Source organism: Streptomyces sp. HUAS 31, assembly GCF_028198125.1.
GTDB classification, from domain to species: Bacteria; Actinomycetota; Actinomycetes; order Streptomycetales; family Streptomycetaceae; genus Streptomyces; species Streptomyces chartreusis.
The window spans coordinates 3,606,424-3,630,569 of sequence record NZ_CP116353.1; the positions used below are offsets into that span (position 1 = coordinate 3,606,424).

Genomic DNA, 24,146 nt, shown 5'->3' on the forward strand with positions numbered 1-24,146 from the left:
AGCATGTTCGAAACCGTCCTCGTGGCCAACCGGGGCGAGATCGCCGTCCGCGTGATCCGCACCCTGCGCTCGATGGGCGTGCGCTCGGTGGCCGTCTTCTCCGACGCGGACGCCGACGCCCGGCACGTCCGGGAGGCCGACACCGCGGTACGGATCGGTCCGGCCCCGGCGTCCGAGAGCTATCTGTCCGTGGAGCGCCTCCTGGAGGCCGCCGCCCGCACCGGCGCCCAGGCGGTCCACCCCGGCTACGGCTTCCTCGCGGAGAACGCCGACTTCGCGCGCGCGTGCGCCGACGCGGGGCTCGTCTTCATCGGGCCGAGCGCCGACGCGATCTCCCTGATGGGCGACAAGATCCGCGCCAAGGAGACGGTGAAGGCGGCCGGCGTGCCGGTCGTGCCCGGCTCCAGCGGCAGCGGCCTCACCGACGCCGAACTCGCGGACGCCGCACGTGAGATCGGCATGCCGGTGCTGCTCAAGCCGTCCGCCGGCGGTGGCGGCAAGGGCATGCGGCTGGTGCGGGACGAGGCGCGGCTGGCCGAGGAGATCGCCGCCGCCCGCCGCGAGGCCCGTGCCTCCTTCGGCGACGACACGCTCCTCGTCGAGCGGTGGGTGGACCGGCCCCGGCACATCGAGATCCAGGTGCTGGCCGACGGCCACGGCAACGTCGTGCACCTCGGCGAGCGCGAGTGCTCCCTCCAGCGCCGGCACCAGAAGATCATCGAGGAGGCGCCCAGTGTGCTCCTCGACGAGGCCACGCGCGCGGGGATGGGCGAGGCGGCCGTGCAGGCGGCCCGCTCCTGCGGCTACCGGGGCGCGGGCACGGTGGAGTTCATCGTGCCCGGCGGCGACCCCTCCTCCTACTACTTCATGGAGATGAACACCCGCCTCCAGGTGGAGCACCCCGTCACCGAGCTCATCACCGGCCTCGACCTCGTGGAGTGGCAGCTGCGGGTGGCGGCGGGCGAACGGCTGGGCTTCGGGCAGGACGACGTGACGCTCACCGGCCACGCGATCGAGGCCCGGATCTGCGCGGAGGACCCCGCGCGCGGGTTCCTGCCGTCCGGCGGCACGGTCCTCAGGCTGCGCGAGCCCCAGGGCGACGGCGTCCGCACGGACTCCGGGCTCAGCGAGGGCACCGAGGTCGGCAGCCTGTACGACCCGATGCTGTCCAAGGTGATCGCGTACGGCCCCGACCGCGCGACCGCGCTCAGGAAGCTCAGGGCGGCGCTCGCCGGGACGGTCACGCTGGGCGTGCAGACCAACGCCGGGTTCCTGCGGCGGCTGCTGGCGCATCCGGCGGTCGTGGCGGGCGAGTTGGACACCGGCCTGGTCGAGCGTGTGGTGGACGACCTGGTCGCCACTGACGTACCCGACGAGGTGTACGAGGCGGCGGCGGCCGTACGGCTCGACGCGCTGCGGCCGGCGGGCGACGGCTGGACGGACCCGTTCTCGGTGCCCAGCGGCTGGCGGCTCGGCGGCACCGCGCGGCCCGTGAGCTTCCATCTGCGCGCCCAGGACCCGGTGGAGTACGCCCCGCGCGGCTCCGCCGACGTGACGGACGACGGCGTGTCCGTGACCCTCGACGGCGTACGCCACACCTTCCACCGCGCCGCCGACTGGCTGGGCCGGGACGGCGACGGCTGGCACGTGCGCGACCACGACCCGGTGGCCGCCTCCCTCACCGGGGCCGCCCACGCGGGCGCCGACTCGCTCACCGCGCCCATGCCCGGGACGGTGACGGTGGTGAAGGTCGCCGTCGGGGACGAGGTGACCGCAGGTCAGAGTCTGCTGGTGGTCGAGGCGATGAAGATGGAGCACGTCATCTCCGCCCCGCACGCCGGCACGGTCGCCGAACTGGACGTCACACCCGGCGCGACGGTCGCCATGGACCAGGTCCTGGCGGTCATCACCCCGGTGGAGGAGGACTGATGACGCTGCCCATGACGGTGCCGGCCGCGGACCTGCCCGCCCGGGTCCGCATCCACGAGGTCGGCGCGCGCGACGGCCTGCAGAACGAGAAGTCGACCGTGCCGACCGAGGTCAAGGCGGAGTTCGTGCGCCGGCTCGCCGACGCGGGGCTGACCACGATCGAGGCGACGAGCTTCGTGCACCCGAAGTGGGTGCCGCAACTCGCCGACGCCGAGGACCTGTTCCCGCGCGTCTCCGGGCTGGCGGGCGTGCACCTGCCCGTCCTGGTCCCCAACGCGCGCGGCCTGGACCGCGCCCTGGACCTGGGCGCCCGCCGGATCGCCGTCTTCGCGAGCGCCACGGAGTCCTTCGCCAAGGCCAACCTCAACCGGACCCTGGACGAGTCGCTGGGCGTCTTCGACCCGGTGGTGCGCCGCGCCAAGGACGAGGGCCTGCACGTCCGCGGCTATGTGTCGATGTGCTTCGGCGACCCCTGGGAGGGCGCGGTCCCGCTCCACCAGGTCGCCCGGGTCTGCAAGGCGCTCGTCGCGATGGGCTGCGACGAGCTGAGCCTCGGCGACACCATCGGCGTCGCGACCCCGGGCCATGTGCTCGAACTCCTCTCCCTCCTGAACGAGGAGGGCGTGCCGACGAACGTCATCGGCGTGCACTTCCACGACACCTACGGCCAGGCGCTCGCGAACACCTACGCGGCCCTGGAACACGGCGTCACGACCGTCGACGCCTCGGCCGGCGGCCTGGGCGGCTGCCCGTACGCCAAGTCCGCCACCGGAAACCTCGCCACGGAAGACCTCGTGTGGATGCTGCGGGGTCTCGGCATCGACACCGGAGTCGACCTCGACCGCCTCGTCGCCACGAGCGCGTGGATGGCCGAACAACTGGGCCGACCCAGCCCGTCCCGCACCGTACGAGCCCTCTCCCACAAGGAGCAGTGAACAGCCATGAACCACCGTCTCTCCCCCGAACTGGAGGAACTCCGCCGTACGGTGGAGGCGTTCGCCCACGACGTCGTGGCGCCGAAGATCGGCGACTTCTACGAGCGTCATGAGTTCCCGTACGAGATCGTCCGGGAGATGGGCCGCATGGGCCTGTTCGGACTGCCGTTCCCCGAGGAGCACGGCGGCATGGGCGGCGACTATCTGGCGCTTGGCATCGCGCTGGAGGAGCTGGCCCGGGTGGACTCCTCGGTCGCCATCACGCTGGAGGCGGGCGTCTCGCTGGGCGCGATGCCGATCCACCTCTTCGGCACGGAGGAGCAGAAGCGCGAGTGGCTGCCCCGCCTGTGCGCGGGCGAGATCCTCGGCGCCTTCGGCCTCACCGAGCCCGACGGCGGCTCCGACGCGGGCGCGACGCGCACCACGGCGCGTCTCGACGAGTCGACCGACGAGTGGGTGATCAACGGCACCAAGTGCTTCATCACCAACTCCGGTACGGACATCACGGGCCTGGTCACGGTCACGGCGGTGACCGGCCGCAAGCCCGACGGCAAGCCGCTGATCTCGTCGATCATCGTCCCGTCCGGCACCCCCGGCTTCACGGTCGCCGCCCCGTACTCCAAGGTCGGCTGGAACGCCTCGGACACCCGTGAGCTGTCCTTCCAGGACGTCCGCGTCCCGGCGGCGAACCTGCTGGGCGAGGAGGGCCGTGGGTACGCCCAGTTCCTGCGCATCCTGGACGAGGGCCGGATCGCCATCGCGGCGCTCGGCACGGGCCTGGCGCAGGGCTGTGTGGACGAGTCGGTCAAGTACGCCAAGGAACGCCACGCCTTCGGCCGCCCGATCGGCGCCAACCAGGCCATCCAGTTCAAGATCGCCGACATGGAGATGAAGGCCCACACGGCCCGCCTCGCCTGGCGCGACGCGGCCAGCCGCCTCGTCTCGGGCGAGCCCTTCAAGAAGGAGGCGGCCCTGGCGAAGCTCCACTCGTCGACGGTCGCCGTGGACAACGCCCGTGACGCCACCCAGATCCACGGCGGCTACGGCTTCATGAACGAGTACCCGGTCGCCCGCATGTGGCGCGACTCCAAGATCCTGGAGATCGGCGAGGGCACGAGTGAGGTGCAGCGCATGCTGATCGCCCGCGAACTGGGGCTGGTGGGCTGAGTCCCAGAGCGACCCCTCAGGCCCCGCTCGCGTCCTCGAAGACGATTCGGAGGTTCTCGCGGGCGGGGTCTTCCTCGGGGATGCCCGGCGCCAGTACCGGTGCCAGAGCCGTGAACACCCGGTGCATCGCCCGGTCGTCGTAGCCGGCGAGTGTCTCGGTCGCCTGCACCAGCAGGCCGCCGCAGCGCAGTTCCCGTACGGCGTGGAAGGCCCCTGTGCTCGTGAGACGCGGGGCGCCGCCGAGCCGGGAGGCGAGTTCGCCGGGCACACCGGTGACCCACGAGTAGCCACGCAGGTAGGTGCGGGACTCGCGGAGACACTTGCGGCGGCTCCGTCGCAGAGCCACCTCCAGGTCGGGCTTGTCGTGGAAGTTCAGGTGATCGACACGCGCGAAAACCGGGTCGGCCCCGTCGAGGGCCACCGCCAGGAAGTCGAAGAGGCGTGCGCAGAAGTCCGGGTCGCCGATCCGCTCGCCGGCCCGGAGAGCCGCGGACAGCTCGGTGTGCGTACCGCCGCGGCCTTCGTGCCGGCCCTCGATGCGCCCGTACTCCTCGACCCATTCGTCAACGTTCGCCGACGCCTCGTAGAAACCGACCTTCGCGTAGAAGGGGTGGGCACGCAACGCGTCGGCGAGCGCCGGCCAGTTCTCCCGGACGTCCCTGACCCGGGTCGTCCGCCCGCCACTGATCGACTCGGTGACACCTGCGTACGAGTCGGCGTTCTCCCTCTCTTCCGCCTCGCTCGAGAAGAAGAAGTCGATCGCGGTCCGGAACCAGTGGACGCCGAGGTCCCCGCGGGGCGCAGCGGCCTGTTCGTCGAGCGTGGCCCAGACGGTCACGTCCATGCTGGGTGTCTCGTCATCCATCACAGCCCTCGCCCTCGGCGGACCCGATCGGGGTGAGGCGGCCACAGCACGCCAACAGACGCCCAATGCAAGGGAGTTGCCATCGGCCACCCCCAGCAGCCCAACCCACAGCGGACTCCCAGCTTTCGATCACAAGGCCCCCACCCCTGGACATCAGCTCAGGTTAGGCTAACCTACCTTCGAATTGTCCGGCGGGTGATCCGCCCTGTTCGAAAGCAGCGTACCCATGCCCAACGCCAGTGCCACCCACCTCACCCGCCGCGGCATCCTCGCCGCCGGCGGCGCCCTCGGCCTCGGGGCCGTGCTGGCAGCGTGCGGGGACGACGACGGGAAAAGCGGTGGCTCCGACGACGCCACGACCGCTGCCAAGTCCGGCCCCTGGACGTTCAAGGACGACCGCGGCACCACGGTGAAGCTCGACAAGGTCCCGACGAAGATCGTCGCCTTCGTCGGCGTCGCCGCCGCCCTGTTCGACTACGGCATCGAGGTCAAGGGCGTCTTCGGCCCGACCAAGACACAGGACGGCAAGGCCGACGTCCAGGCCGGCGACATGGACGTCAGCAAGCTGACGGTCTTCGGCAACGTCTGGGACCAGTTCAACGTCGAGCAGTACGCGGCGTTCGCCCCCGAGGTCCTCATCTCCACGACCTTCGACAGCGCCGGCACCCTCTGGTACGTCCCCGAGGCGTCCAAGGACAAGATCGCCAAGCTCGCGCCGAGCGCCGCCGTCTCCGTCTACGACCGCCAGATCACCCAGCCGCTGGAGCGGATGTGGGAGCTGGCCGAGTCCCTCGGCGCGGACCTGAAGGCCGACAAGGCCGCCCAGTCCAAGAAGGACTTCGAGGCCGCCGCCGAGCGCCTGCGCAAGGCCGCCAAGTCGCGCCCCGAGATCAAGGTGATGGCCGGTTCCGCCAGCCAGGACATCTTCTACGTCTCCGGCACCAACCTCTCCATCGACCTGGAGTACTTCAAGGCCCTCGGCGTGAACTTCGTGGAGCCGCCGGAGAGCGCCAAGAAGGAGGGCGGCGGCTGGTTCGAGAGCCTCAGCTGGGAGAACGTCGACAAGTACCCGGCCGACATCATCATGATGGACGACCGCACCTCGACGATTCAGCCGAAGGACATCACCGAGGCGACCTGGAAGAAGCTGCCGGCGGTCAAGGCCGGGCAGGTTATCGCCCGTTCGCCCGAGCCGATTCTGTCGTACGCCAAGTGCACGCCGCTGCTGACGAGCCTGGCCGAGGCCATCGAGAAGGCCAAGAAGGTCGCCTAGACAAGGGCCACTTGGGATTGCGGGGCGACTGCGGGTCCGCTGTGACTGGTCGCGCAGTTCCCCGCGCCCCTAAAAAGGTCGGATTCCCTGACGTCGATTCAGGAGTTGCTCCCCCCCCCATGACCACCGCCATAGCCGCCCCGTTCCGCTTCTTCTCTCTCCAGGTCGTACGGACGAGGCGGCTCGGGCCGTCTCTGGTGCGGGTCTCCTTCGCCGGGGAGGACCTGAGGCACTTCTTCTCCGACGGCTGCGACCAGTCCCTGTCGCTGTTCCTGCCGCACCCGGGGCAGACCGAGCCGCGGGTGCCGATCGAGCTCGGTGACGGATGGTGGCAGGGGTGGCGTGAACTGCCGGACGACGTACGGGCCGTGATGCGGTCCTACACGCTGCGGGCGCTGCGCCGGAACCCCGACGAGATCGACATCGACTTCGTCCTGCACGGCATCGAGCCCGGCGCCGCCACCCCGGCCGGCCCCGCCTCCCGCTGGGCCTCCCGGGCCGCCGCCGGGGACCGGGTCCTGCTGCTCGGCCCCGCCGTCGCCGACAACCGGGCGATCCGGTTCCGGCCGCCCCAGGACACCGACCTGGTGGTGATCTGGGGCGACGACACCGCCGTTCCCGCCGTCTCCGCCATCCTCGAGACGCTGCCCGCCGGCACCCGTGCGCGGGTGTGGCTGGAGGTCCACGACGCCGGGGACATCCAGGACCTCCCGACCGAGGCCGACGCCGAGATCACCTGGCTCGTCCAGGAGGGCGCACCCGCCGAGGGGTCCCCCATGGCCCTCGACGTCATCCGGGACGCCGGACTCCCGGCCGCCGAGCACCCGTACGTCTGGATCGCGGGCGAGTCGGGGTGCGTGAAGGCGCTGCGCCGGCACTTCGTCGGGGAGCGCGGGGTGGACCGGCGCCGGGTCACCTTCGTGGGGTACTGGCGGCAGGGGTTCAACGAGGAGCAGCTGCGCGAGCAGGCGTAACTGCCACTGAATGCAAGGCAATCGGGCGGCTACCGCGGCGTAAGTGATCGTAGTCACCCTCGATGCCACCTTGATCCAAAGGAACTTAGGTTAGGCTAACCTAAGTTAAACGCCGAGCCACCCCCCTGCACGGCACCCCCGCACGGCACCCCGCACTCACGGCCCGTCCCCACCGGAGGACCTCCCCATGCGCTCGCACCTGCTCAATGACACGACCGCGGAGCGGTACCGCAGCTCCGTGACCGAAGGTATAGAGCGGGTGGCAGCCAAACTCGCCGCCACCGACCGTCCGTTCACCGGTGTCACCGTCGACGCCCTCGCCCCCGCCATCGACGCGATCGACCTCGACAAGCCGCTGCTCGACACCGCCGCGGTGCTCGACGAGCTGGAGGACGTCTACCTCCGGGACGCGATCTACTTCCACCACCCCCGCTATCTCGCCCACCTCAACTGCCCGGTCGTCATCCCGGCCGTGCTCGGCGAGGCGATCCTCTCCGCCGTCAACTCCTCCCTGGACACCTGGGACCAGTCGGCCGGCGGCACCCTCATCGAGCGCAAGCTCATCGACTGGACGACGGCCCGAATAGGCCTCGGCGAGAACGCCGACGGTGTGTTCACCTCGGGCGGCACGCAGTCCAACCTCCAGGCGCTGCTGCTGGCGCGCGAGGAGGCCAAGTCCGACTCGTTCGCGAAACTGCGCATCTTCGCCTCCGAGGTCAGCCACTTCAGCGTGAAGAAGTCGGCGAAACTGCTCGGCCTGAGCCAGGACGCCGTCGTGTCGATCCCCGTCGGCCACGACAAGCGGATGCAGACCGTCGCGCTCGCCCATGAGCTGGAGCGCTGCAGGAAGGACGGCCTCGTCCCCATGGCGGTCGTCGCCACCGCCGGCACCACCGACTTCGGCTCCATCGACCCCCTGCCGGAGATCGCCGAGCTGTGCGAGCAGTTCGGCACCTGGATGCACGTCGACGCCGCCTACGGCTGCGGTCTGCTCGCCTCCGTGAAGTACCGGGGCCGCATCGACGGCATCGAGCGCGCCGACTCGGTCACCGTCGACTACCACAAGTCCTTCTTCCAGCCGGTGAGTTCGTCCGCCGTGCTGGTCCGCGACGCCTCGACGCTGCGCCACGCCACGTACCACGCGGAGTACCTCAACCCGAAGCGCATGGTGCAGGAGCGCATCCCCAACCAGGTCGACAAGTCCCTCCAGACCACCCGCCGGTTCGACGCCCTCAAGCTGTGGATGACCCTGCGCACGATGGGCGCCGACGGCATCGGGCAGCTCTTCGACGAGGTCTGCGACCTGGCCGTCGAGGGCTGGCAGCTGCTGGCCGCCGACCCGCGCTTCGACGTGGTCGTGGAGCCCACGCTCTCCACCCTCGTCTTCCGCTACATCCCGGCCGCCGTCACCGACCCGGCCGAGATCGACCGCGCCAACCTGTACGCCCGCAAGGCCCTGTTCGCCTCCGGCGACGCGGTGGTCGCGGGCACGAAGGTCCAGGGCCGCCACTACCTGAAGTTCACCTTGCTCAACCCCGAGACGACGGCCGAGGACATCGCCGCCGTCCTCGACCTGATCGCCGGCCACGCCGAGCAGTACCTGGGAGAGTCCCTTGACCGCGCGTCCTGAAAACCCGACCAAGACCCATGACTTCGTGGGGATCGGGCTCGGCCCGTTCAACCTCGGCCTCGCCTGCCTGACCGAGCCGATCGACGAGCTCGACGGTGTCTTCCTGGAGTCGAAGCCCGACTTCGAGTGGCACGCGGGCATGTTCCTGGACGGCGCCCACCTCCAGACCCCGTTCATGTCGGACCTGGTCACCCTGGCCGACCCGACCTCGCCGTACTCCTTCCTGAACTACCTGAAGGAGAAGGGCCGGTTGTACTCGTTCTACATCCGCGAGAACTTCTACCCGCTGCGGGTCGAGTACGACGACTACTGCCGCTGGGCCGCCGGCAAGCTGAGCAGCATCCGCTTCGGCACGACGGTCGCCGAGGTGACGTACGAGGACGGCCTGTACCTCGTGACGACGACCGCGGGTGACACGTACCGTGCCCGCCACCTCGTCCTGGGCACGGGCACCCCGCCCCACATACCCGAGTCCTGCCGGGGGCTCGGCGGCGACTTCCTGCACAACTCCCGCTATCTCCAGCACAAGGCGGAGCTGCAGAAGAAGGAGTCGATCACGCTGGTCGGCTCCGGGCAGTCCGCGGCCGAGATCTACTACGACCTGCTCAGCGAGATCGACGTCCACGGCTACCGGCTGAACTGGGTCACCCGCTCCCCGCGGTTCTTCCCGCTGGAGTACACCAAGCTCACGCTGGAGATGACCTCCCCGGAGTACGTCGACTACTTCCGCGAGCTGCCCGAGGCGACCCGCTACCGGCTCACCGCCGAGCAGAAGGGCCTGTTCAAGGGCATCGACGGCGACCTGATCAACGAGATCTTCGACCTGCTCTACCAGAAGAACCTCGGCGGCCCGGTCCCGACGCGACTGCTCACCAACTCCTCGCTGAACGGCGCGCGGTACGAGAACGGCACGTACACGCTGTCCTTCCGCCAGGAGGAGCAGGGGAAGGACTTCGAGCTCGACTCCCAGGGCCTGGTCCTGGCCACCGGCTACCGGTACGCCGAGCCGGAGTTCCTGAAGCCGGTGCGCGACCGCCTGGTCTACGACTCCCACGGCAACTTCGACGTCGCCCGCAACTACGCCGTCGACGTCACCGGCCGCGGCGTCTTCCTCCAGAACGCCGGCGTCCACACCCACAGCATCACCAGCCCGGACCTCGGGATGGGCCCGTACCGGAACGCGTACATCATCCGCGAGCTGCTCGGCACCGAGTACTACCCGGTCGAGAAGACGATCGCGTTCCAGGAGTTCTCGGTATGACCATCGGCACGTTCACCATCCGCGCGCTCGACCCGCTCAAGGACGCCGAGCTGCTGCACCGCTGGGTCACCGACCCCAAGGCCGCCTTCTGGATGATGCAGGACGCGAAACTCCAGGACGTCGAGCGCGAGTACATGCGCATCGCGGCCCATGAGCACCACCACGCCTTCCTCGGCCTGCACGACGGCGAACCGGCCTTCCTGATGGAGAGCTACGACCCCCGGTACGTGGAGCTGGTCGGCCTGTACGAGCCCGAGCCCGGTGACGTGGGCATGCACTTCCTGGTCGCGCCGACCGACCGGCCGATCCACGGCTTCACCAAGGCGGTCATCACCGCCGTCATGGACGAGCTGTTCGCCGACCCTCGCACCCGCCGGGTCGTGGTGGAGCCCGACGTCGGCAACAAGGCCGTACACGCGCTGAACGAGGCCGTCGGCTTTGTTCCCGTCCGCGAGATCGACAAGCCGGAGAAGCGCGCGCTGCTCAGCTTCTGCACGCGTGAGGACTTCCTGGCCGCCCGAGGAGTTGCCGTATGACCCTGTCCGACGCCGTGGCGCATCTGTCCCCCCACCGCTGGGCGCGGGCCAACCGCCTCCTGATCCGCAAGGCACTCGCCGAGTTCGCGCACGAGCGGCTCATCACGCCGGAGTCCACCGGCGCCGGCGAGTACGTCGTCCGCAGCGACGACGGTCTGACCCGGTACACCTTCACCGCGGTGCTCCGCGCGCTCGACCACTGGCAGGTCGACGCCGACTCGATCACCCGGCACCGGGACGGGGCCGAACTCCCGCTCGCCGCCCTGGACTTCTTCATCGAGCTCCAGAAGTCCCTCGGCCTGAGCGACGAGGTCCTGCCGGTCTACCTGGAGGAGATCTCCTCCACCCTCTCCGGCACCTGCTACAAGCTCACCAAGCCGGAGGTCACGGTCGCCGAGCTGGCCGGGTCCGGCTTCCAGGCCATCGAGACCGGTATGACCGAGGGCCACCCCTGCTTCGTCGCGAACAACGGACGGCTCGGCTTCGGCATCCACGAGTACCTGTCGTACGCCCCGGAGGCCGCGAGCCCGATCCGGCTGGTGTGGCTCGCGGCGCACCGTTCGCGCGCCGCGTTCACGGCCGGTGTCGGCATCGACTACGAGACCTTCGTACGCGACGAGCTGGGCACCAAGACCGTCGAGCGCTTCCACGGCGTCCTGCGCGAGCGGGACCTCGACCCGGCCGACTTCCTCTTCATCCCCGTCCACCCCTGGCAGTGGTGGAACAAGCTCACGGTCACCTTCGCCGCCGAGGTCGCCCGCGGGTACCTGGTCTGCCTGGGCGAGGGCGACGACGAGTACCTGGCCCAGCAGTCCATCCGGACCTTCTTCAACACCTCCAGCCCCGAGAAGCACTATGTGAAGACGGCCCTGTCCGTCATCAACATGGGCTTCATGCGCGGTCTTTCGGCGGCCTACATGGAGGCCACGCCCGCGATCAACGACTGGCTGGCGCAGCTCATCGACAACGACCCGGTCCTCAGGGCCACCGGTCTGTCGATCATCCGCGAGCGTGCCGCCGTCGGCTACCGGCACCTGGAGTACGAGGCCGCGACGGACCGCTACTCGCCGTACCGCAAGATGCTCGCGGCCCTGTGGCGCGAGAGCCCGGTGTCCTCCCTGCGCGAGGGCGAGTCACTGGCGACCATGGCCTCCCTCGTCCACGTCGACCACGAGGGCGCCTCCTTCGCGGGCGCGCTGATCGAGCGGTCGGGTCTGACGCCGACGGAGTGGCTGCGCCGCTACCTGAAGGCGTACTTCACCCCGCTGCTGCACAGCTTCTACGCCTACGACCTGGTGTACATGCCGCACGGCGAGAACGTCATCCTCGTCCTGAAGGACGGTGTCGTGGAGCGGGCGATCTACAAGGACATCGCCGAGGAGATCGCCGTCATGGACCCGGACGCGGTGCTGCCGCCGACGGTCGAGCGGCTGCGCGTGGACGTGCCGGAGGACAAGAAGCTCCTGTCGATCTTCACCGACGTCTTCGACTGCTTCTTCCGCTTCCTCGCGGCGAACCTCGCGACCGAGGGGATCCTTCAGGAGGACGACTTCTGGCGCACGGTCGCCGAGGTCACCCGGGACTACCAGCACTCGGTGCCCGAACTCGCCGACAAGTTCAAGCAGTACGACATGTTCGCCCCCGAGTTCGCGCTGTCCTGCCTCAACCGCCTCCAGCTGCGCGACAACAAGCAGATGGTGGACCTGTCGGACCCGGCGGGCGCCCTCCAGTTGGTCGGCAACCTGAAGAACCCGATAGCGGGCCTGTAGGCCCCGGAAAGACAGACGGGCACCCCGGGGTACGGTCCCCCCGGGGTGCCCGTCGGCGCGTTCTAAGGGGCTTTAGCGGCAACGCGCCCAAGGGGCGCGGGGAACTGCGCGACCAGCCCCCACCGGGCCCGCAGCCGAATCACTGCGCTGACACCGCGTCCCATGGGACCTGCGGCGACCGATAGAAGTCGATCCCCAGCGCCTCCCACCGCTCGGCCTGCGCAGCGAGCCGCACCTTGTAGGCATCCCAGTCGTGCGTGGCAGCCGGCGACCACCCCAGCTCGGCCACCCCCGGCAGCCTCGGGAACGCCATGTACTCGATGTCGTCGGACTTGGTGAGCGTCTCCGACCACAGCGGCGCCTCCACACCCCGGATCGCCGAAGCCGGCGCCCCCGGCAGGTAGTTGCCCGGGTCCCAGTCGTACGACCGCTTCACCTCGACAAGACCGGCCCAGTCAAGGCCCAGGGGTGTGTCGGCGGTGTACTTCATGTCGAGGTAGATCCGGTCGGCCGGGGACAGAATGACGCCGGTGCCGTTCTGCGCGGCCTTGGCGACCTGCTCCTTCTCCTGCGCACTGGTGTCGTCGAGCCCCCAGTACTGCGCGAGAGCGCCCTTCGCCGGGGTCGCCCCGGTCAGCTGGTGCCAGCCGATGACGGTCTTGCCGTACTCGGCGACGAGCGGCTGCACGCGGTCCATGAACTTCACATAGTCCGCGTGGCTGGTGGAGTGCGCCTCGTCGCCGCCGATGTGCAGGTACCTGCCCGGGGTGAGCGCGGCGAGCTCGCGGATCACGTCGTCCACGAAGTCGTACGTGATCTCCTTGTTCACGCACAGCGAGCTGAAGCCGACCTCGGTGCCGGTGTAGAGCGGCGGTGCGACGCCGTCGCAGTTGAGCTCGGCGTAGGAGGCCAGCGCCGCGTTGGTGTGGCCCGGCATGTCGATCTCCGGGACGACCTCCAGATAGCGGGAGGTGGCGTAGCGGACGATCTCCTTGTAGTCGGCCTTGGTGTAGTACCCGCCGGGGCCGCCGCCGACCTGGGTCGAGCCGCCGTGGGCCGCCAGGCGCGGCCAGGAGTCGATGGCGATGCGCCAGCCCTGGTCGTCGCTGAGGTGCAGATGCAGCTTGTTGATCTTGTACAGGGCGAGCTGGTCGATGTAGCGCTTGACCTGGTCGACGCTGAAGAAGTGCCGGGAGACATCCAGCATCGCGCCGCGCCAGCCGTAGCGCGGGGTGTCCTTGATCGTGCCGCCCGCGACCAGCCAGGGGCCGGGCTGCACGGAGTCCTTCTCGACGGCCGCCGGGAGCAGCTGGCGCAGGGTCTGGACGCCGTGGAAGAGCCCGGCGGGGGCCGCGGCGGTGATGGTGACGCCCTTGCCGCCGCTGTCGAGACGGTAGCCCTCGGCCCCGAACGAGCCTTTGGACAGCCGGAGTCGAATGCCTCCGGCGCCGCCGTCGGTGACCGGGAGGCGGTAGCCGGTGGAGGGGCGGAGGATGCCCGCGAGGTACTCGCCGACGCGGCGGCTCTCGCGGGAGTCGTCGACCCGGATCTGGGTGCCGCGGGTGATCCGGTAGGGGGTCGCGCCCGGCGTGACCGACGCGGGCGCGGGGACCACGAGGTCCAGCGGGGTGGGGGGTGCCGCCTGGGCGGGCGCGGCTCCTGTCGCCGAGGCGCCCATCGCGACCAGCAGCAGGCAACCGAGAAGGCGGAGCGTTCTGTGGTGCTGTCTCACGCGGCGATCTCTCACAGACGTATCCCTTCCATGAGCCATGGCGCTCCAAGAGGTCTGGACCACTCTCTCGTGAGTCTGGTGGAACAATCCACCCCATGGCGGAAATCATCCAGAAGGACGGCACGTGGGTCTTCGACGGCGACGCACTGCGGCTGACTCCCGGACGGGACAAGAACGTCAGCCTGTTCCGCAAGACGCTGGGTGAACTGGTCCTCCCGCTGGGGGCGTTGGCGGGGGTCTCCTTCGAGCAGGGCAAGAAGGCCGGGCGGCTCCGGCTGCGCCTGCGCGACGGCGCCGACCCGCTGCTGCACGCCACCGGCGGCCGGCTGACCGAGCCCAACGACCCGTACCAGCTGATCGTGGAGTCCGACCGCTACGGCGTCGCGGAGTACTTCGTGGAGGAGGTGCGCAACGCCCTGCTGCTGGACGAGGTCCCGGCCGACCCGGTCGACGCGTATCTGGTGCCGAGCCCCTCGGTCCCGCTGTCCGTCTCCGCCGGGGACGCCACCGCCGGCTTCGACGGCGAGCGGGTCCGTCTGGAGTGGAACTGGAAGACGGAGGACGCCAAGGCCGCCGCCGGCACCCGCTCCCTCGCGCTGGCCGACATCACGGCCGTGGAGTGGCATCCGGCGGCGGGCCTGGAGAACGGCCACCTCCGCTTCACCGTCAGGAACGCCCCCACCAAGGCTCCGCCCAAGTACGACCCCAACGCCGTGGAGCTGTGGGGCTTCAAGAAGGACCCGCTGATGGCCCTGGTGGCGGCGGCGGTCCAGGCCCGCCTGCCGCATCCGGCCAGGGCCACCGCGGACGTGCCGGAGGCGCGGAGGGAACTCCCCGCTCCCCCGGCCGCGTCCACCGAGGACGACCACGACGCGCTCCTGCGCCGCCTGCGCGAACTCGGCGAGCTCCATCGCACCGGCGTACTGACGGAGGAGGAGTTCACGATGGCCAAGCAGGCGGTGCTGAAGCGGATGTAGCGGGCCTACTTGGCCTTGCGGGCCACCGTGAAGTGGTCGATGCGGTCACCGGTCTCCGCGATGCCCTGCACCTTCAGGGTGGCGTAGCGGCCGCGCGGCGCGGGGTTCACGTCGACGCGCAGGAACGAGTAGTTCAGGTAGCGCACGCGCGACCAGGCGACCGTCTCGTTCTTCTTGCCGTCCTTGAGGTTGACGAAGGAGGCCACGGAGTCGACCTCGTTCTCGTGCCCCTCGTAGGAGTCGGGAGCGGAGAACGCGTACAGGCTGCGGCCGGCCGCGCCCGCCGTGACGTAGACGACGCCCTCGGTCTCGGGGTAGGCCGTGCCGCCGATCGGCAGCTTCTTGACGACCTCGTCCCCCTTGATCACATCCGTCCGCTCGTACTGGTGGTTGTGGCCGTTGATCACCAGATCCACCTGGTACTTCTCGAACAGCGGCACCCACTCCTGGCGCACACCCCCCTCCGAGGCGTGCGCGGTGGAGGTGCAGTACGCGCAGTGGTGGAAGAACACGACGACGAAGTCGATGTCGTGGGCGGCCCGGAACCTCTTCAGCTGCGCCTCGAACCACTTGGTCTGGGTGCCCCCGGAGATGCCGAGGTTCGCGGGGATCTCGTACGACACGTCGTTGGGGTCGAGCGAGATGATCGCGGTGTTGCCGTGGACGAAGGAGTAGACGCCCGGCAGGTTCTTCTTGTCCGGCCCGTTGTCGGGGAGCGTGAAGCGGGCCTCCTCGCCGCCGTAGCCGTTGGGCGAGTACCAGGCCTCCATGTCGTGGTTGCCGTACGACACCATCCACGGGACGGACTTGGCGACGGACTCGGTCTGGTGCAGGAACTGGTCCCACACGCGCGAGTCGAAGCCCGTGTCGGCGGTCTTGCCGGCGCCGGACGGGTCGGCGTAGGCGATGTCGCCCGCGTGCAGATGGAAGGCCGGGTTCTGGCCCAGGAGCAGGCTGTCGTTGGCGAGGCCGTGGTAGCTGACGCCCTGGTCGCCGAAGGCCGTGAAGGTGAACGGCTTCTTTCCGGCGGGGGCGGTGGTGAAGGTGCCCAGGGTGCCGAGCAGGTGCGGCTCGGCGGGGTCGAAGCCCTGGTGGCCGACGCCGTAGTAGTACGTCCGGCCCGGCTTGAGGTGGGTCAGCCTGGCATGGACGTAGTACTGGGTGTGGTCGGCGCTCGCACCGACGCCGGCCGGGGTGTGGAGGCTGCGGACCTCGGCCTCGATCTTGCGGGAGAGGTCCCAGGGGTGGGCGCCGATCCGGACGAACGGCTTCTTCACGGCGACCGGCACCTGCCACGAGACGGTCATCTCGGTGCTCGCGTCGTTGCCGTAGGCGAGGTGGCGGCCGAAGGGGGCGACGAGAGCGCCGTCGACGGTCTCGGTCTGTGTGAGCGGCTGGGTCCTGGTGGCCGCCCGGGCGGTGGCACCGGGCACGAAGGTGCCGCCCGCGACGGCGCCGAGGGTGACGGCGCCGCCTCTGATCATCGTGCGCCTGGAGAACCTGGCGCGCAGGTACTCGTGCTGTTCGGCCATGCTCATGCGCTCGGCCAGCTGCTGGGGTACACCCATGCGGGGAATGTCCATGGCGCCACAAGCTGGTCTGTGCACACATCCCCCCGCGGAACAACCGCCCAACGGACACCCATGGGCGTTCCATAACTCTCCCAAAGCCCCCTGACACCCCCTTGCCCGAAATCGGGCAGGATTCTTGCGAAGCGATCCCCGATACCCCAGGATCTACCGAGTGCACGACGACCTTGTTGATCACCTGACCCGCAGCACGCCCCTCAGCCGGGGCGAGGCGTCGCGGGTGATCCAGGACGTGCTCGCCTACTTCGACGAGACGACCGAGGAGTTCGTCCGTCGCCGCCACCGCGAGCTCCAGGCCCAGGGCCTGGTGAACGCGACGATCTTCGAACAGATCGAGGCGGACCTGAAATACCGGACGGTGGCACCGCCGGAGCTCACGCTCCGCCAGCTGCGCCGGATCGTCTACGGCTAGGGATACCTATATATATGTGCGGAATCGTCGGATACATCGGGAAGCGTGACGTGGCCCCCCTCCTGCTGGAGGGCCTCCAGCGCCTGGAGTACCGCGGCTACGACTCGGCCGGCGTGGTCGTCTCCTCCCCGAAGGCGCCCGCCCTGAAGATGGTCAAGGCCAAGGGCCGGGTTCGTGACCTGGAGGCCAAGGTCCCGGCGCGCTTCAAGGGCACCACCGGTATCGCCCACACCCGCTGGGCCACCCACGGTGCCCCCTCCGACGTGAACGCCCACCCGCACCTGGACGCCGAGGGCAAGGTCGCCGTCGTCCACAACGGCATCATCGACAACGCCTCCGACCTGCGGCGCAAGCTGGAGGCCGACGGCGTCGAGTTCCTCTCCGAGACCGACACCGAGGTCCTCGTCCACCTCATCTCCCGCTCGCAGGCGGAGAAGCTGGAGGACAAGGTCCGCGAGACGCTGCGCCTCATCGAGGGCACGTACGGCATCGCGGTGCTGCACGCCGACTTCCCGGACCGCATCGTGGTCGCCCGCAACGGCTCCCCGGTCGTCCTCGGCATCGGCGAGAAGGAGATGTTCGTCGCCTCGGACATCGCCGCGCTGGTCGCCCACACCCGGCAGATAGTGACCCTCGACGACGGCGAGATGGCCACCCTCAAGGCCGACGACTTCCGCACCTACACGACGGAGGGCACCCGCACGACCGCCGAGCCCACCACCGTCGAGTGGGAGGCCGCCTCCTACGACATGGGCGGCCACGACACCTACATGCACAAGGAGATCCACGAGCAGGCCGACGCCGTGGACCGCGTGCTGCGCGGCCGCATCGACGACCGCTTCTCCACCGTGCACCTCGGCGGCCTCAACCTGGACGCCCGCGAGGCCCGCCAGATCCGCCGGGTGAAGATCCTCGGCTGCGGCACCTCGTACCACGCGGGCATGATCGGCGCCCAGATGATCGAGGAGCTGGCCCGCATCCCCGCGGACGCCGAGCCGGCCTCGGAGTTCCGCTACCGCAACGCGGTCGTGGACCCCGACACGCTCTACATCGCCGTCTCCCAGTCCGGTGAGACCTACGACGTCCTCGCCGCCGTGCAGGAGCTGAAGCGCAAGGGCGCCCGGGTGCTGGGCGTCGTGAACGTCGTCGGTTCCGCCATCGCCCGCGAGGCCGACGGCGGCATCTACGTCCACGCCGGCCCCGAGGTCTGCGTGGTCTCCACGAAGTGCTTCACCAACACCACGGTGGCCTTCGCCCTGCTCGCCCTGCACCTGGGCCGCACCCGCGACCTCTCGGTCCGCGACGGCAAGCGGATCATCGAGGGCCTGCGCAAGCTGCCCGCGCAGATCGCCGAGATGCTGGAGCAGGAGGAGGAGATCAAGAAGCTGGCCCAGGAGTACGCCGAGGCCCGCTCGATGCTCTTCATCGGCCGCGTCCGGGGCTACCCGGTCGCCCGTGAGGCCTCCCTGAAGCTCAAGGAGGTCTCGTACATCCACGCCGAGGCCTACCCGGCCTCCGAGCTGAAGCACGGCCCGCTGGCCCTGATCGAGCCGGCGCTCCCCACGGTCGCGATCGTCCCCGACGACGACCTGCTGGAGAAGAACCGCGCCGCCATGGAGGAGATCAAGGCCCGCAGCGGCAAGATCCTCGCGGTGGCCCACCAGCACCAGGAGAAGGCCGACCAGACGATCGTCGTCCCGAAGAACGAGGACGAACTCGACCCGATCCTGATGGGCATCCCCCTCCAACTCCTCGCCTACCACACGGCGCTGGCACTCGGCCGGGACATCGACAAGCCGAGGAACCTGGCGAAGTCGGTCACGGTCGAGTAGTGGCCTTGGCCTTGGCCTTTGGCTTTTAGGGGCGCGGGGCTGTATCGATCTGCGGCTCCGCCGCGTGGGCGCGAAAGGCCCCCACACACCCGCAGAGGCCGACGAACGACACGGACCCCCACGTGATGCCACCACTCACGGGGGGTCCGTTTTCGATTGCCGGGAAGCCGCCCAACTCCCCGGCTTGCGCAGCTAACCGGCGGCCGTCACCCCCCGGCCCGCAGCGCGTCGAGGAAGTGCGGTCGGCCAGTGGGCCAGTGCCGCGGTCGCGGCGTACCAGGCGACGGCCCCCGCGGCGACGGCGAACCAGCCGCCCACCTTGGTCAGTCCGTCGTTGTCGGCGAAGCTCGCGATCGCCATGAGGAGCAGGCCGACGAAGAACAGCCCGTACGTGCCCTGACCGAGCTGGTCGCCACCGGCGAGTGTGAGGGACAGCGCCACGAGGGCGAACAGCAGCAGGAAGAGCCCCGCGGCATTGGCGGACACCTGGTTGCCGGCGGCGACGGCCCAGGTGAACCAGAGCGCGCCGAGGGCCACGAACGCGGTGCCGTTCGCCGCGTCACGGTCCCGGAGGGCCATCAGCCCGGCGACGAAGAGGGCAATGCCGCCCACGTACTGGGCGATTGATACGGCGTCAGCGGCCGACACACCGTCGATCACATCGGCGTACCCGAGTCCGAAGGCCAACAGGGTGATTCCGAGGGCGAGTCGGCCGACCACGCCGGTGATTCCGCTTCCCGCAGAGACGTCGTTGTCCACGGCGGGCTCCCTTCATGCATGTGCAGTTGTGCGGTGTGCGATATATGCCCTTCACAAGGGCACAAACACCTCTACGCGTGGGTAAGTTCACGCTTCGCAGAAAGGAGTGCGGCGTCCCGAACGGCTCATCTCACCTGGGACAACGGCGAGTTACGGAATGACAACGACGGGACGCTTGGCCCGCTTGGCGAGCCGCCCCGCGACGGACCCGAAGATCCGCCCGACGATGCCCTGCGTGGAGCCGACGACGATCGCGTCCGCCTCGTACTCCCGCCCGACCTCTTCGAGTTCGTGGCAGATGTCACCGCCGCGCTCGACGAGGATCCACGGCACCTCGGCGAGGTAGTCCGCGCACGCGAGTTCGAGGCCGAGGACCTCGGTGCGGTGGTCCGGTACGTCGACGAAGACCGGCGGCTCGCAGCCCGCCCACACGGTGGTGGGCAGCCGGTTGGCGACATGGACGATGATCAGGCCCGACCCGGAGCGATGAGCCATACCGATGGCGTACGCGAGGGCGCGCTCACTGGAGGTCGAGCCGTCGAAGCCGACGACTACGCCGTGCTTGAAGGCTGGATCGCAGGAGTGGCGTGGCTCTTCCGCCGCCAGGGGCTCGGCCGCCGTGGGGTCGGCGACGGGCCGCTTGCGGTCCGCTGGTTCGAAGAATTCGTGACCGGCCATGGCTGTCTCGGCGTATTGATCCTTATATGGGGGCCCGCGAGCGGAACTCGACGGATGCGGCAGTGTGCGGCGGAGCTGTGTCCGGGAATGGTCTTCCCAACCCCATACCCCAAGGGTACGGCGGCACGCCTCCTTAGCCCAGATACCCGCTCACGGTCGGTGCGGGTTCCAGGGAGCATGCACGAGGGAACGCCCGTAACGCAATGCTTGCTGCGGTGTACAGGCGGTTTGCACAGGATTCACTTGCGCGCGCCGTACGGACGGCCGATCACCAGTGACCGACTGCCCCGCCCCGCGTTGATCACCACGAGCCACCGCCCAGGCAGCCCAGGAGCACATATCCATGTCCGGACCTCGCACCCCCGCCGAGGACAGCACCACCGACGTGGTCCGGTGGGCGGCCTTCAGCTGCGTCCTGGTCCCCGTGGTCCTGCTCTGGTACGGCACCTCGTTCGCCGGCGCCACCGGCACGGCCCTCGGCCTCGCCGCCGTGACGGCCGTGTGCCGTCTGCTGCTGCGCCAGTCGGAGCGCGGCGCGACGCGGCTGCGCCAGGAGGAGCTGCACGGCCCCTCGCCCCGGCGTCGCGGACGCCATCACCGGACCGGAACCGGGGCTCATAGAGGCGGACGTCACACTGGGGGAAATACACCGGTCGGCTGACCGGTTTTCACGCACGGGCACGCCACTTTTCAGCCAACTTCTGGCGCGCATGCATCCCCTGCCCAGAACACCCCTCAACCCCCGTTCCACCTGCACGGAAAGGGCCTCAGGGGGTCTGCGCACCCTACGTGGATTGGCCACTGCGACAAGGCGCACTTCCCTGCACGGCCCGCGAGTGCAACGCTTCGTGATCGAATGCTTCACGCCAAGTTGCCAAGTCGACAATGTGCCGAGTGCCGAACCGGCCACTGCGGCGCGATGCGACACAGTAGATTCGATCTTGACTGTCTACGGCGGGGGACTCGTGCAGGACCGAGGGGAAACGTGCAGGAGCGACACAACCGAGGAGCCGCGACCACCGAGGGGGGCTTAGCAGTATGAGCCACGACTCCACTGCCGCGCCGGAAGCCGCGGCCCGGAAACTTTCCGGGCGACGCCGCAAGGAGATCGTCGCGGTGCTGCTGTTCAGCGGCGGCCCCATCTTCGAGAGTTCCATACCGCTGTCGGTGTTCGGTATAGACCGCCAGGACGCCGGCGTGCCGCGCTACCGACTACTGGTGTGCGGCGGCGAGGAGGGCCCACTGCGGACCACAGGGGGCCTGGAACTCACCGCGCCACATGGCCTGGAGGCGATCTCACGGGCGGGCACGGTCGTCGTGCCGGCCTGGCGTTCGATCACCTCGCCGCCACCGGAGGAGGCGCTCGACGCTCTGCGCCGGGCGCACGAGGAAGGCGCCCGCATCGTCGGGCTGTGCACCGGCGCCTTCGTCCTCGCGGCGGCGGGCCTGCTGGACGGCCGCCCAGCGACGACGCACTGGATGTACGCACCGACGCTGGCCAAGCGCTATCCGTCGGTTCATGTGGATCCACGTGAACTGTTCGTCGACGACGGCGACGTGCTGACATCGGCCGGCACCGCGGCCGGAATCGATCTCTGTCTCCACATCGTGCGGACGGACCACGGCAACGAGGCGGCCGGAGCGCTCGCCCGCCGCCTGGTGGTCCCGCCGCGCCGATCCGGCGGTCAGGAGCGCTACCTCGATCGATCTTTACCGGAGGAGATCGGCGCGGACCCGCTCGCGGAGGTCGTCGCCTGGGCGCTGGAGCACCTGCACGAGCAGTTCGACGTCGAGACGCTGGCGGCACGCGCGTACATGAGCCGCCGGACCTTCGACCGCCGGTTCCGCTCGCTGACGGGAAGCGCTCCGCTCCAGTGGCTGATCACCCAGCGGGTCCTCCAGGCGCAGCGTCTGCTGGAGACGTCGGACTACTCGGTGGACGAGGTCGCGGGCCGCTGCGGCTTCCGTTCGCCGGTGGCGCTGCGCGGCCACTTCCGCCGCCAGCTCGGCTCGTCGCCGGCCGCGTACCGGGCGGCGTACCGTGCCCGGCGGCCGCAGAGCGAGAGGCCGACGGACACGGAGTCCGCGCTGGGTCCGGGTGTGCCGCAGGGCCCGCCGCCCTCCGTGTACCCCGACGCCGGACCGGTCCCGCTCCAGACCCGGCGCACACCGGCGCCGATGGGCACGTCCGCGCCCCTCTCGGTGGGGTCGGACAACGGCCGCGAGGCGTACGCGGCCAGCCGCGCCGGGCTGCCGAGCCAGCGCAGCGGCATGTGACGTCGTAGACACCGGACGGGCCGATCCACTCGGCCCGTCCGGCGTTTCGAGGACCTCCACACCGACGCGGGGCACCCAAGAACGGACGTCAGCCGTAGGGTGGGCGCATGAACGATCGCATGGTGTGGATCGACTGCGAGATGACCGGCCTCTCGCTGTCCGACGACGCGCTCATCGAGGTTGCCGCCCTCGTCACCGACTCCGAGCTGAACATCCTCGGCGAGGGTGTGGACATCGTCATCCGCCCGCCGGACGCGGCGCTGGAGACGATGCCGGAGGTGGTGCGTCAGATGCACACCGCGTCCGGGCTGCTCGCCGAACTCGCCGGCGGCACGACCCTCCAGGACGCCGAGGAGCAGGTCCTCGCCTACGTCCGCGAGCACGTCAAGGAGCCCGGCAAGGCGCCGCTGTGCGGGAACTCCGTCGGCACCGACCGCGGTTTCCTGCTGCGCGACATGCCGACCCTGGAGGACTACCTCCACTACCGGATCGTGGACGTCAGCTCCATCAAGGAGCTCGCCCGGCGCTGGTACCCGCGGGCCTACTTCAACAGCCCGGAGAAGAACGGCAACCACCGCGCCCTCGCCGATATCCGCGAGTCCATCGCCGAACTCCGGTACTACCGCGAGGCCGTCTTCGTGCCTCAGCCCGGCCCCGACTCGGACACCGCGAAGTCGATCGCCGCGAAGCACGTCGTGCCTGCTCAGTAGGTGTGCGAGGGGGTCCCGCAGGGGCGCCGCGGAAAGGCGTGCGCGAGCACCCCTTCGGACCCTGTACACTTTTTCTCGGCCGGTAGGGGACTCCACGGAAGTCAACAGCCGGTCATGGTGGGTGTAGCTCAGCTGGTAGAGCACCTGGTTGTGGTCCAGGATGCCGCGGGTTCGAGTCCCGTCACTCACCCTTGGTGATCAGCCGGTGACTTCAGAGATGAAGTCACCGGCTGATTGCGTTTCCTGGAGCGGGCCCTAGGCTTCCGACGGTGTCCGAGCCCCGTGTATCCGCCGAGCCCCTGCGCACCGACCGTCTCGATCTGCTGCCCCTGCGCGCCGAGCACGCCGAGGAGATGGCCGCCGTCCTCGCGGACCCGGCGCTGCACCACTTCATCGGCGGCGAACCGCTCTCCCCCGACGCCCTGCGCACCCGTTACGAACGTCTCGTCGCCGGCTCCGGCGACCCGGCCGTGTCCTGGTGCAACTGGGTGCTGCGGCTGCGTGCCGGGTCGTGCCTCGTGGGCACGGTCCAGGCGACGATCACCGCGGACGGCATCGCCGAGATCGCCTGGGTGATCGGCACGCCGTGGCAGCGGCGCGGCCTCGCCTCCGAAGCGGCCCGCGGTCTCGTCGCGTGGCTGGAGCAGGGCCCCGTCCACACGGTCGTCGCCCATGTCCACCCCGCCCATCACGCCTCGGCGACGGTCGCCGCGGCGGCGGGCCTCGCCCCGACCGAGGAGTGGCAGGACGGGGAGGTCCGGTGGCGCCGACAGCGGTTGCCCCGGTGACGTCACGTCGCGTGTGACGCCGGATCCCTTACGCCCAACGCCCGGCGGGGGTT

At 69.7% G+C, this 24,146-nt stretch carries 21 protein-coding genes and 1 tRNA gene; 17 read left to right on the forward strand and 5 right to left on the reverse strand.

Translation table 11 applies throughout. The annotated features are described in order from the left end of the window. Positions 1-3: 3 nt before the first annotated feature. The 3 genes from PGH47_RS15880 to PGH47_RS15890 are packed head-to-tail and all read left to right on the forward strand — an operon-like array spanning position 4 to position 4,031. Positions 4-1,929, forward strand: coding sequence for an acetyl/propionyl/methylcrotonyl-CoA carboxylase subunit alpha (locus tag PGH47_RS15880; RefSeq protein ID WP_271668072.1), 1,926 nt, complete (start codon positions 4-6; stop codon positions 1,927-1,929). Beyond that, positions 1,929-2,864, forward strand: coding sequence for a hydroxymethylglutaryl-CoA lyase (locus tag PGH47_RS15885; RefSeq protein WP_030944338.1), 936 nt, complete (start codon positions 1,929-1,931; stop codon positions 2,862-2,864). Before PGH47_RS15880 ends, PGH47_RS15885 begins: the two co-directional genes overlap by 1 nt. A gap of 6 nt (positions 2,865-2,870) precedes the next feature. Next, entirely contained in the window at positions 2,871-4,031 is a 1,161-nt protein-coding gene (locus tag PGH47_RS15890; RefSeq protein ID WP_125528437.1) for an acyl-CoA dehydrogenase family protein, read from the forward strand. 16 nt (positions 4,032-4,047) lie between these two features. On the opposite strand, the gene PGH47_RS15895 is transcribed toward PGH47_RS15890, so the two are convergent. After that, on the reverse strand, positions 4,048-4,896 hold the full coding sequence (locus PGH47_RS15895) for a hypothetical protein (RefSeq protein WP_271663986.1): 849 nt from the start codon (positions 4,894-4,896) through the stop codon (positions 4,048-4,050). Positions 4,897-5,122: 226 nt separating this feature from the next. On the opposite strand from PGH47_RS15895, the gene PGH47_RS15900 reads away from it, so the two are divergent. The 6 genes from PGH47_RS15900 to PGH47_RS15925 all read left to right on the forward strand — a co-directional run bounded on the left by PGH47_RS15900 (position 5,123) and on the right by PGH47_RS15925 (position 12,339). Next, on the forward strand, positions 5,123-6,169 hold the full coding sequence (locus tag PGH47_RS15900; protein WP_271663987.1) for an ABC transporter substrate-binding protein: 1,047 nt from the start codon (positions 5,123-5,125) through the stop codon (positions 6,167-6,169). A 119-nt stretch (positions 6,170-6,288) separates the two neighbouring features. Beyond that, complete coding sequence (locus PGH47_RS15905) at positions 6,289-7,143, forward strand: siderophore-interacting protein (RefSeq protein ID WP_271663988.1); 855 nt, start codon at positions 6,289-6,291, stop codon at positions 7,141-7,143. Positions 7,144-7,330: 187 nt separating this feature from the next. Continuing rightward, positions 7,331-8,773, forward strand: coding sequence for a lysine decarboxylase DesA (gene desA, locus PGH47_RS15910; RefSeq protein WP_271663989.1), 1,443 nt, complete (start codon positions 7,331-7,333; stop codon positions 8,771-8,773). After that, on the forward strand, positions 8,757-10,034 hold the full coding sequence (locus PGH47_RS15915; protein ID WP_271663990.1) for a lysine N(6)-hydroxylase/L-ornithine N(5)-oxygenase family protein: 1,278 nt from the start codon (positions 8,757-8,759) through the stop codon (positions 10,032-10,034). Before desA ends, PGH47_RS15915 begins: the two co-directional genes overlap by 17 nt. Continuing rightward, entirely contained in the window at positions 10,031-10,570 is a 540-nt protein-coding gene (locus PGH47_RS15920; protein WP_271663991.1) for a GNAT family N-acetyltransferase, read from the forward strand. Before PGH47_RS15915 ends, PGH47_RS15920 begins: the two co-directional genes overlap by 4 nt. Continuing rightward, positions 10,567-12,339, forward strand: a complete 1,773-nt coding sequence (locus tag PGH47_RS15925) for an IucA/IucC family protein (RefSeq protein ID WP_271663992.1) — start codon at positions 10,567-10,569, stop codon at positions 12,337-12,339. The genes PGH47_RS15920 and PGH47_RS15925 overlap by 4 nt, the downstream gene beginning before the upstream one ends. A 139-nt stretch (positions 12,340-12,478) precedes the next feature. Here PGH47_RS15925 and PGH47_RS15930 read toward each other — a convergent pair whose 3' ends face one another. After that, complete coding sequence (locus PGH47_RS15930) at positions 12,479-14,071, reverse strand: beta-N-acetylhexosaminidase (RefSeq protein WP_271663993.1); 1,593 nt, start codon at positions 14,069-14,071, stop codon at positions 12,479-12,481. A 95-nt stretch (positions 14,072-14,166) separates the two neighbouring features. Here PGH47_RS15930 and PGH47_RS15935 point away from each other — a divergent pair, with 95 nt between their 5' ends. Then, complete coding sequence (locus PGH47_RS15935) at positions 14,167-15,048, forward strand: DUF4429 domain-containing protein (RefSeq protein ID WP_271663994.1); 882 nt, start codon at positions 14,167-14,169, stop codon at positions 15,046-15,048. Between the two features lie 5 nt (positions 15,049-15,053). Here PGH47_RS15935 and PGH47_RS15940 read toward each other — a convergent pair whose 3' ends face one another. Further along, positions 15,054-16,616 (reverse strand): purple acid phosphatase family protein, encoded by a 1,563-nt coding sequence (locus tag PGH47_RS15940; RefSeq protein ID WP_271663995.1) that lies wholly within the window; start codon positions 16,614-16,616, stop codon positions 15,054-15,056. 175 nt (positions 16,617-16,791) lie between these two features. Here PGH47_RS15940 and PGH47_RS15945 point away from each other — a divergent pair, with 175 nt between their 5' ends. Then, the gene (locus tag PGH47_RS15945) at positions 16,792-17,049 is read left to right on the forward strand and encodes a hypothetical protein (protein ID WP_126900017.1); all 258 of its coding nucleotides are present in this window, start codon (positions 16,792-16,794) and stop codon (positions 17,047-17,049) included. A gap of 14 nt (positions 17,050-17,063) precedes the next feature. After that, positions 17,064-18,881: a glutamine--fructose-6-phosphate transaminase (isomerizing) gene (glmS, locus tag PGH47_RS15950; RefSeq protein WP_030944380.1), complete on the forward strand. Its 1,818-nt coding sequence runs from the start codon at positions 17,064-17,066 to the stop codon at positions 18,879-18,881. Positions 18,882-19,073: 192 nt separating this feature from the next. Here glmS and PGH47_RS15955 read toward each other — a convergent pair whose 3' ends face one another. Together PGH47_RS15955 and PGH47_RS15960 are read right to left on the reverse strand one after the other, a co-directional pair. Next, the gene (locus PGH47_RS15955; protein ID WP_271663996.1) at positions 19,074-19,640 is read right to left on the reverse strand and encodes a GPR1/FUN34/YaaH family transporter; all 567 of its coding nucleotides are present in this window, start codon (positions 19,638-19,640) and stop codon (positions 19,074-19,076) included. 150 nt (positions 19,641-19,790) lie between these two features. Further along, complete coding sequence (locus PGH47_RS15960) at positions 19,791-20,318, reverse strand: universal stress protein (protein ID WP_030944387.1); 528 nt, start codon at positions 20,316-20,318, stop codon at positions 19,791-19,793. 343 nt (positions 20,319-20,661) lie between these two features. Here PGH47_RS15960 and PGH47_RS15965 point away from each other — a divergent pair, with 343 nt between their 5' ends. The 5 genes from PGH47_RS15965 (at position 20,662) to PGH47_RS15985 (ending at position 24,093) form a co-directional block, all read left to right on the forward strand. Next, positions 20,662-20,979 (forward strand): hypothetical protein, encoded by a 318-nt coding sequence (locus PGH47_RS15965; protein WP_030944390.1) that lies wholly within the window; start codon positions 20,662-20,664, stop codon positions 20,977-20,979. Between the two features lie 377 nt (positions 20,980-21,356). Continuing rightward, the gene (locus tag PGH47_RS15970) at positions 21,357-22,595 is read left to right on the forward strand and encodes a helix-turn-helix domain-containing protein (RefSeq protein WP_271663997.1); all 1,239 of its coding nucleotides are present in this window, start codon (positions 21,357-21,359) and stop codon (positions 22,593-22,595) included. Positions 22,596-22,702: 107 nt separating this feature from the next. Continuing rightward, positions 22,703-23,305 carry an oligoribonuclease gene (gene orn / locus PGH47_RS15975; protein WP_271663998.1) on the forward strand — a complete coding sequence of 201 codons (603 nt, stop codon included), beginning with the start codon at positions 22,703-22,705 and terminating at the stop codon, positions 23,303-23,305. Between the two features lie 117 nt (positions 23,306-23,422). Further along, positions 23,423-23,495 (forward strand) — tRNA-His (locus PGH47_RS15980). A 79-nt stretch (positions 23,496-23,574) separates the two neighbouring features. Then, positions 23,575-24,093: a GNAT family N-acetyltransferase gene (locus PGH47_RS15985; RefSeq protein ID WP_271663999.1), complete on the forward strand. Its 519-nt coding sequence runs from the start codon at positions 23,575-23,577 to the stop codon at positions 24,091-24,093. Positions 24,094-24,146: the final 53 nt, after the last annotated feature.

Excerpts from the sequence above, each read along its gene's own strand:
- PGH47_RS15880 (WP_271668072.1), top strand. The coding sequence starts at position 4 with ATGTTCGAAACCGTCCTCGTGGCCAACCGGGGCGAGATCGCCGTCCGC.
- PGH47_RS15885 (WP_030944338.1), top strand. The coding sequence starts at position 1,929 with ATGACGCTGCCCATGACGGTGCCGGCCGCGGACCTGCCCGCCCGGGTC.
- PGH47_RS15890 (WP_125528437.1), top strand. The coding sequence starts at position 2,871 with ATGAACCACCGTCTCTCCCCCGAACTGGAGGAACTCCGCCGTACGGTG.
- PGH47_RS15895 (WP_271663986.1), bottom strand. The coding sequence starts at position 4,896 with ATGGATGACGAGACACCCAGCATGGACGTGACCGTCTGGGCCACGCTC.
- PGH47_RS15900 (WP_271663987.1), top strand. The coding sequence starts at position 5,123 with ATGCCCAACGCCAGTGCCACCCACCTCACCCGCCGCGGCATCCTCGCC.
- PGH47_RS15905 (WP_271663988.1), top strand. The coding sequence starts at position 6,289 with ATGACCACCGCCATAGCCGCCCCGTTCCGCTTCTTCTCTCTCCAGGTC.
- desA (WP_271663989.1), top strand. The coding sequence starts at position 7,331 with ATGCGCTCGCACCTGCTCAATGACACGACCGCGGAGCGGTACCGCAGC.
- PGH47_RS15920 (WP_271663991.1), top strand. The coding sequence starts at position 10,031 with ATGACCATCGGCACGTTCACCATCCGCGCGCTCGACCCGCTCAAGGAC.
- PGH47_RS15925 (WP_271663992.1), top strand. The coding sequence starts at position 10,567 with ATGACCCTGTCCGACGCCGTGGCGCATCTGTCCCCCCACCGCTGGGCG.
- PGH47_RS15935 (WP_271663994.1), top strand. The coding sequence starts at position 14,167 with ATGGCGGAAATCATCCAGAAGGACGGCACGTGGGTCTTCGACGGCGAC.
- PGH47_RS15940 (WP_271663995.1), bottom strand. The coding sequence starts at position 16,616 with ATGGGTGTACCCCAGCAGCTGGCCGAGCGCATGAGCATGGCCGAACAG.
- glmS (WP_030944380.1), top strand. The coding sequence starts at position 17,064 with ATGTGCGGAATCGTCGGATACATCGGGAAGCGTGACGTGGCCCCCCTC.
- PGH47_RS15960 (WP_030944387.1), bottom strand. The coding sequence starts at position 20,318 with ATGGCCGGTCACGAATTCTTCGAACCAGCGGACCGCAAGCGGCCCGTC.
- PGH47_RS15965 (WP_030944390.1), top strand. The coding sequence starts at position 20,662 with ATGTCCGGACCTCGCACCCCCGCCGAGGACAGCACCACCGACGTGGTC.
- PGH47_RS15970 (WP_271663997.1), top strand. The coding sequence starts at position 21,357 with ATGAGCCACGACTCCACTGCCGCGCCGGAAGCCGCGGCCCGGAAACTT.
- orn (WP_271663998.1), top strand. The coding sequence starts at position 22,703 with ATGAACGATCGCATGGTGTGGATCGACTGCGAGATGACCGGCCTCTCG.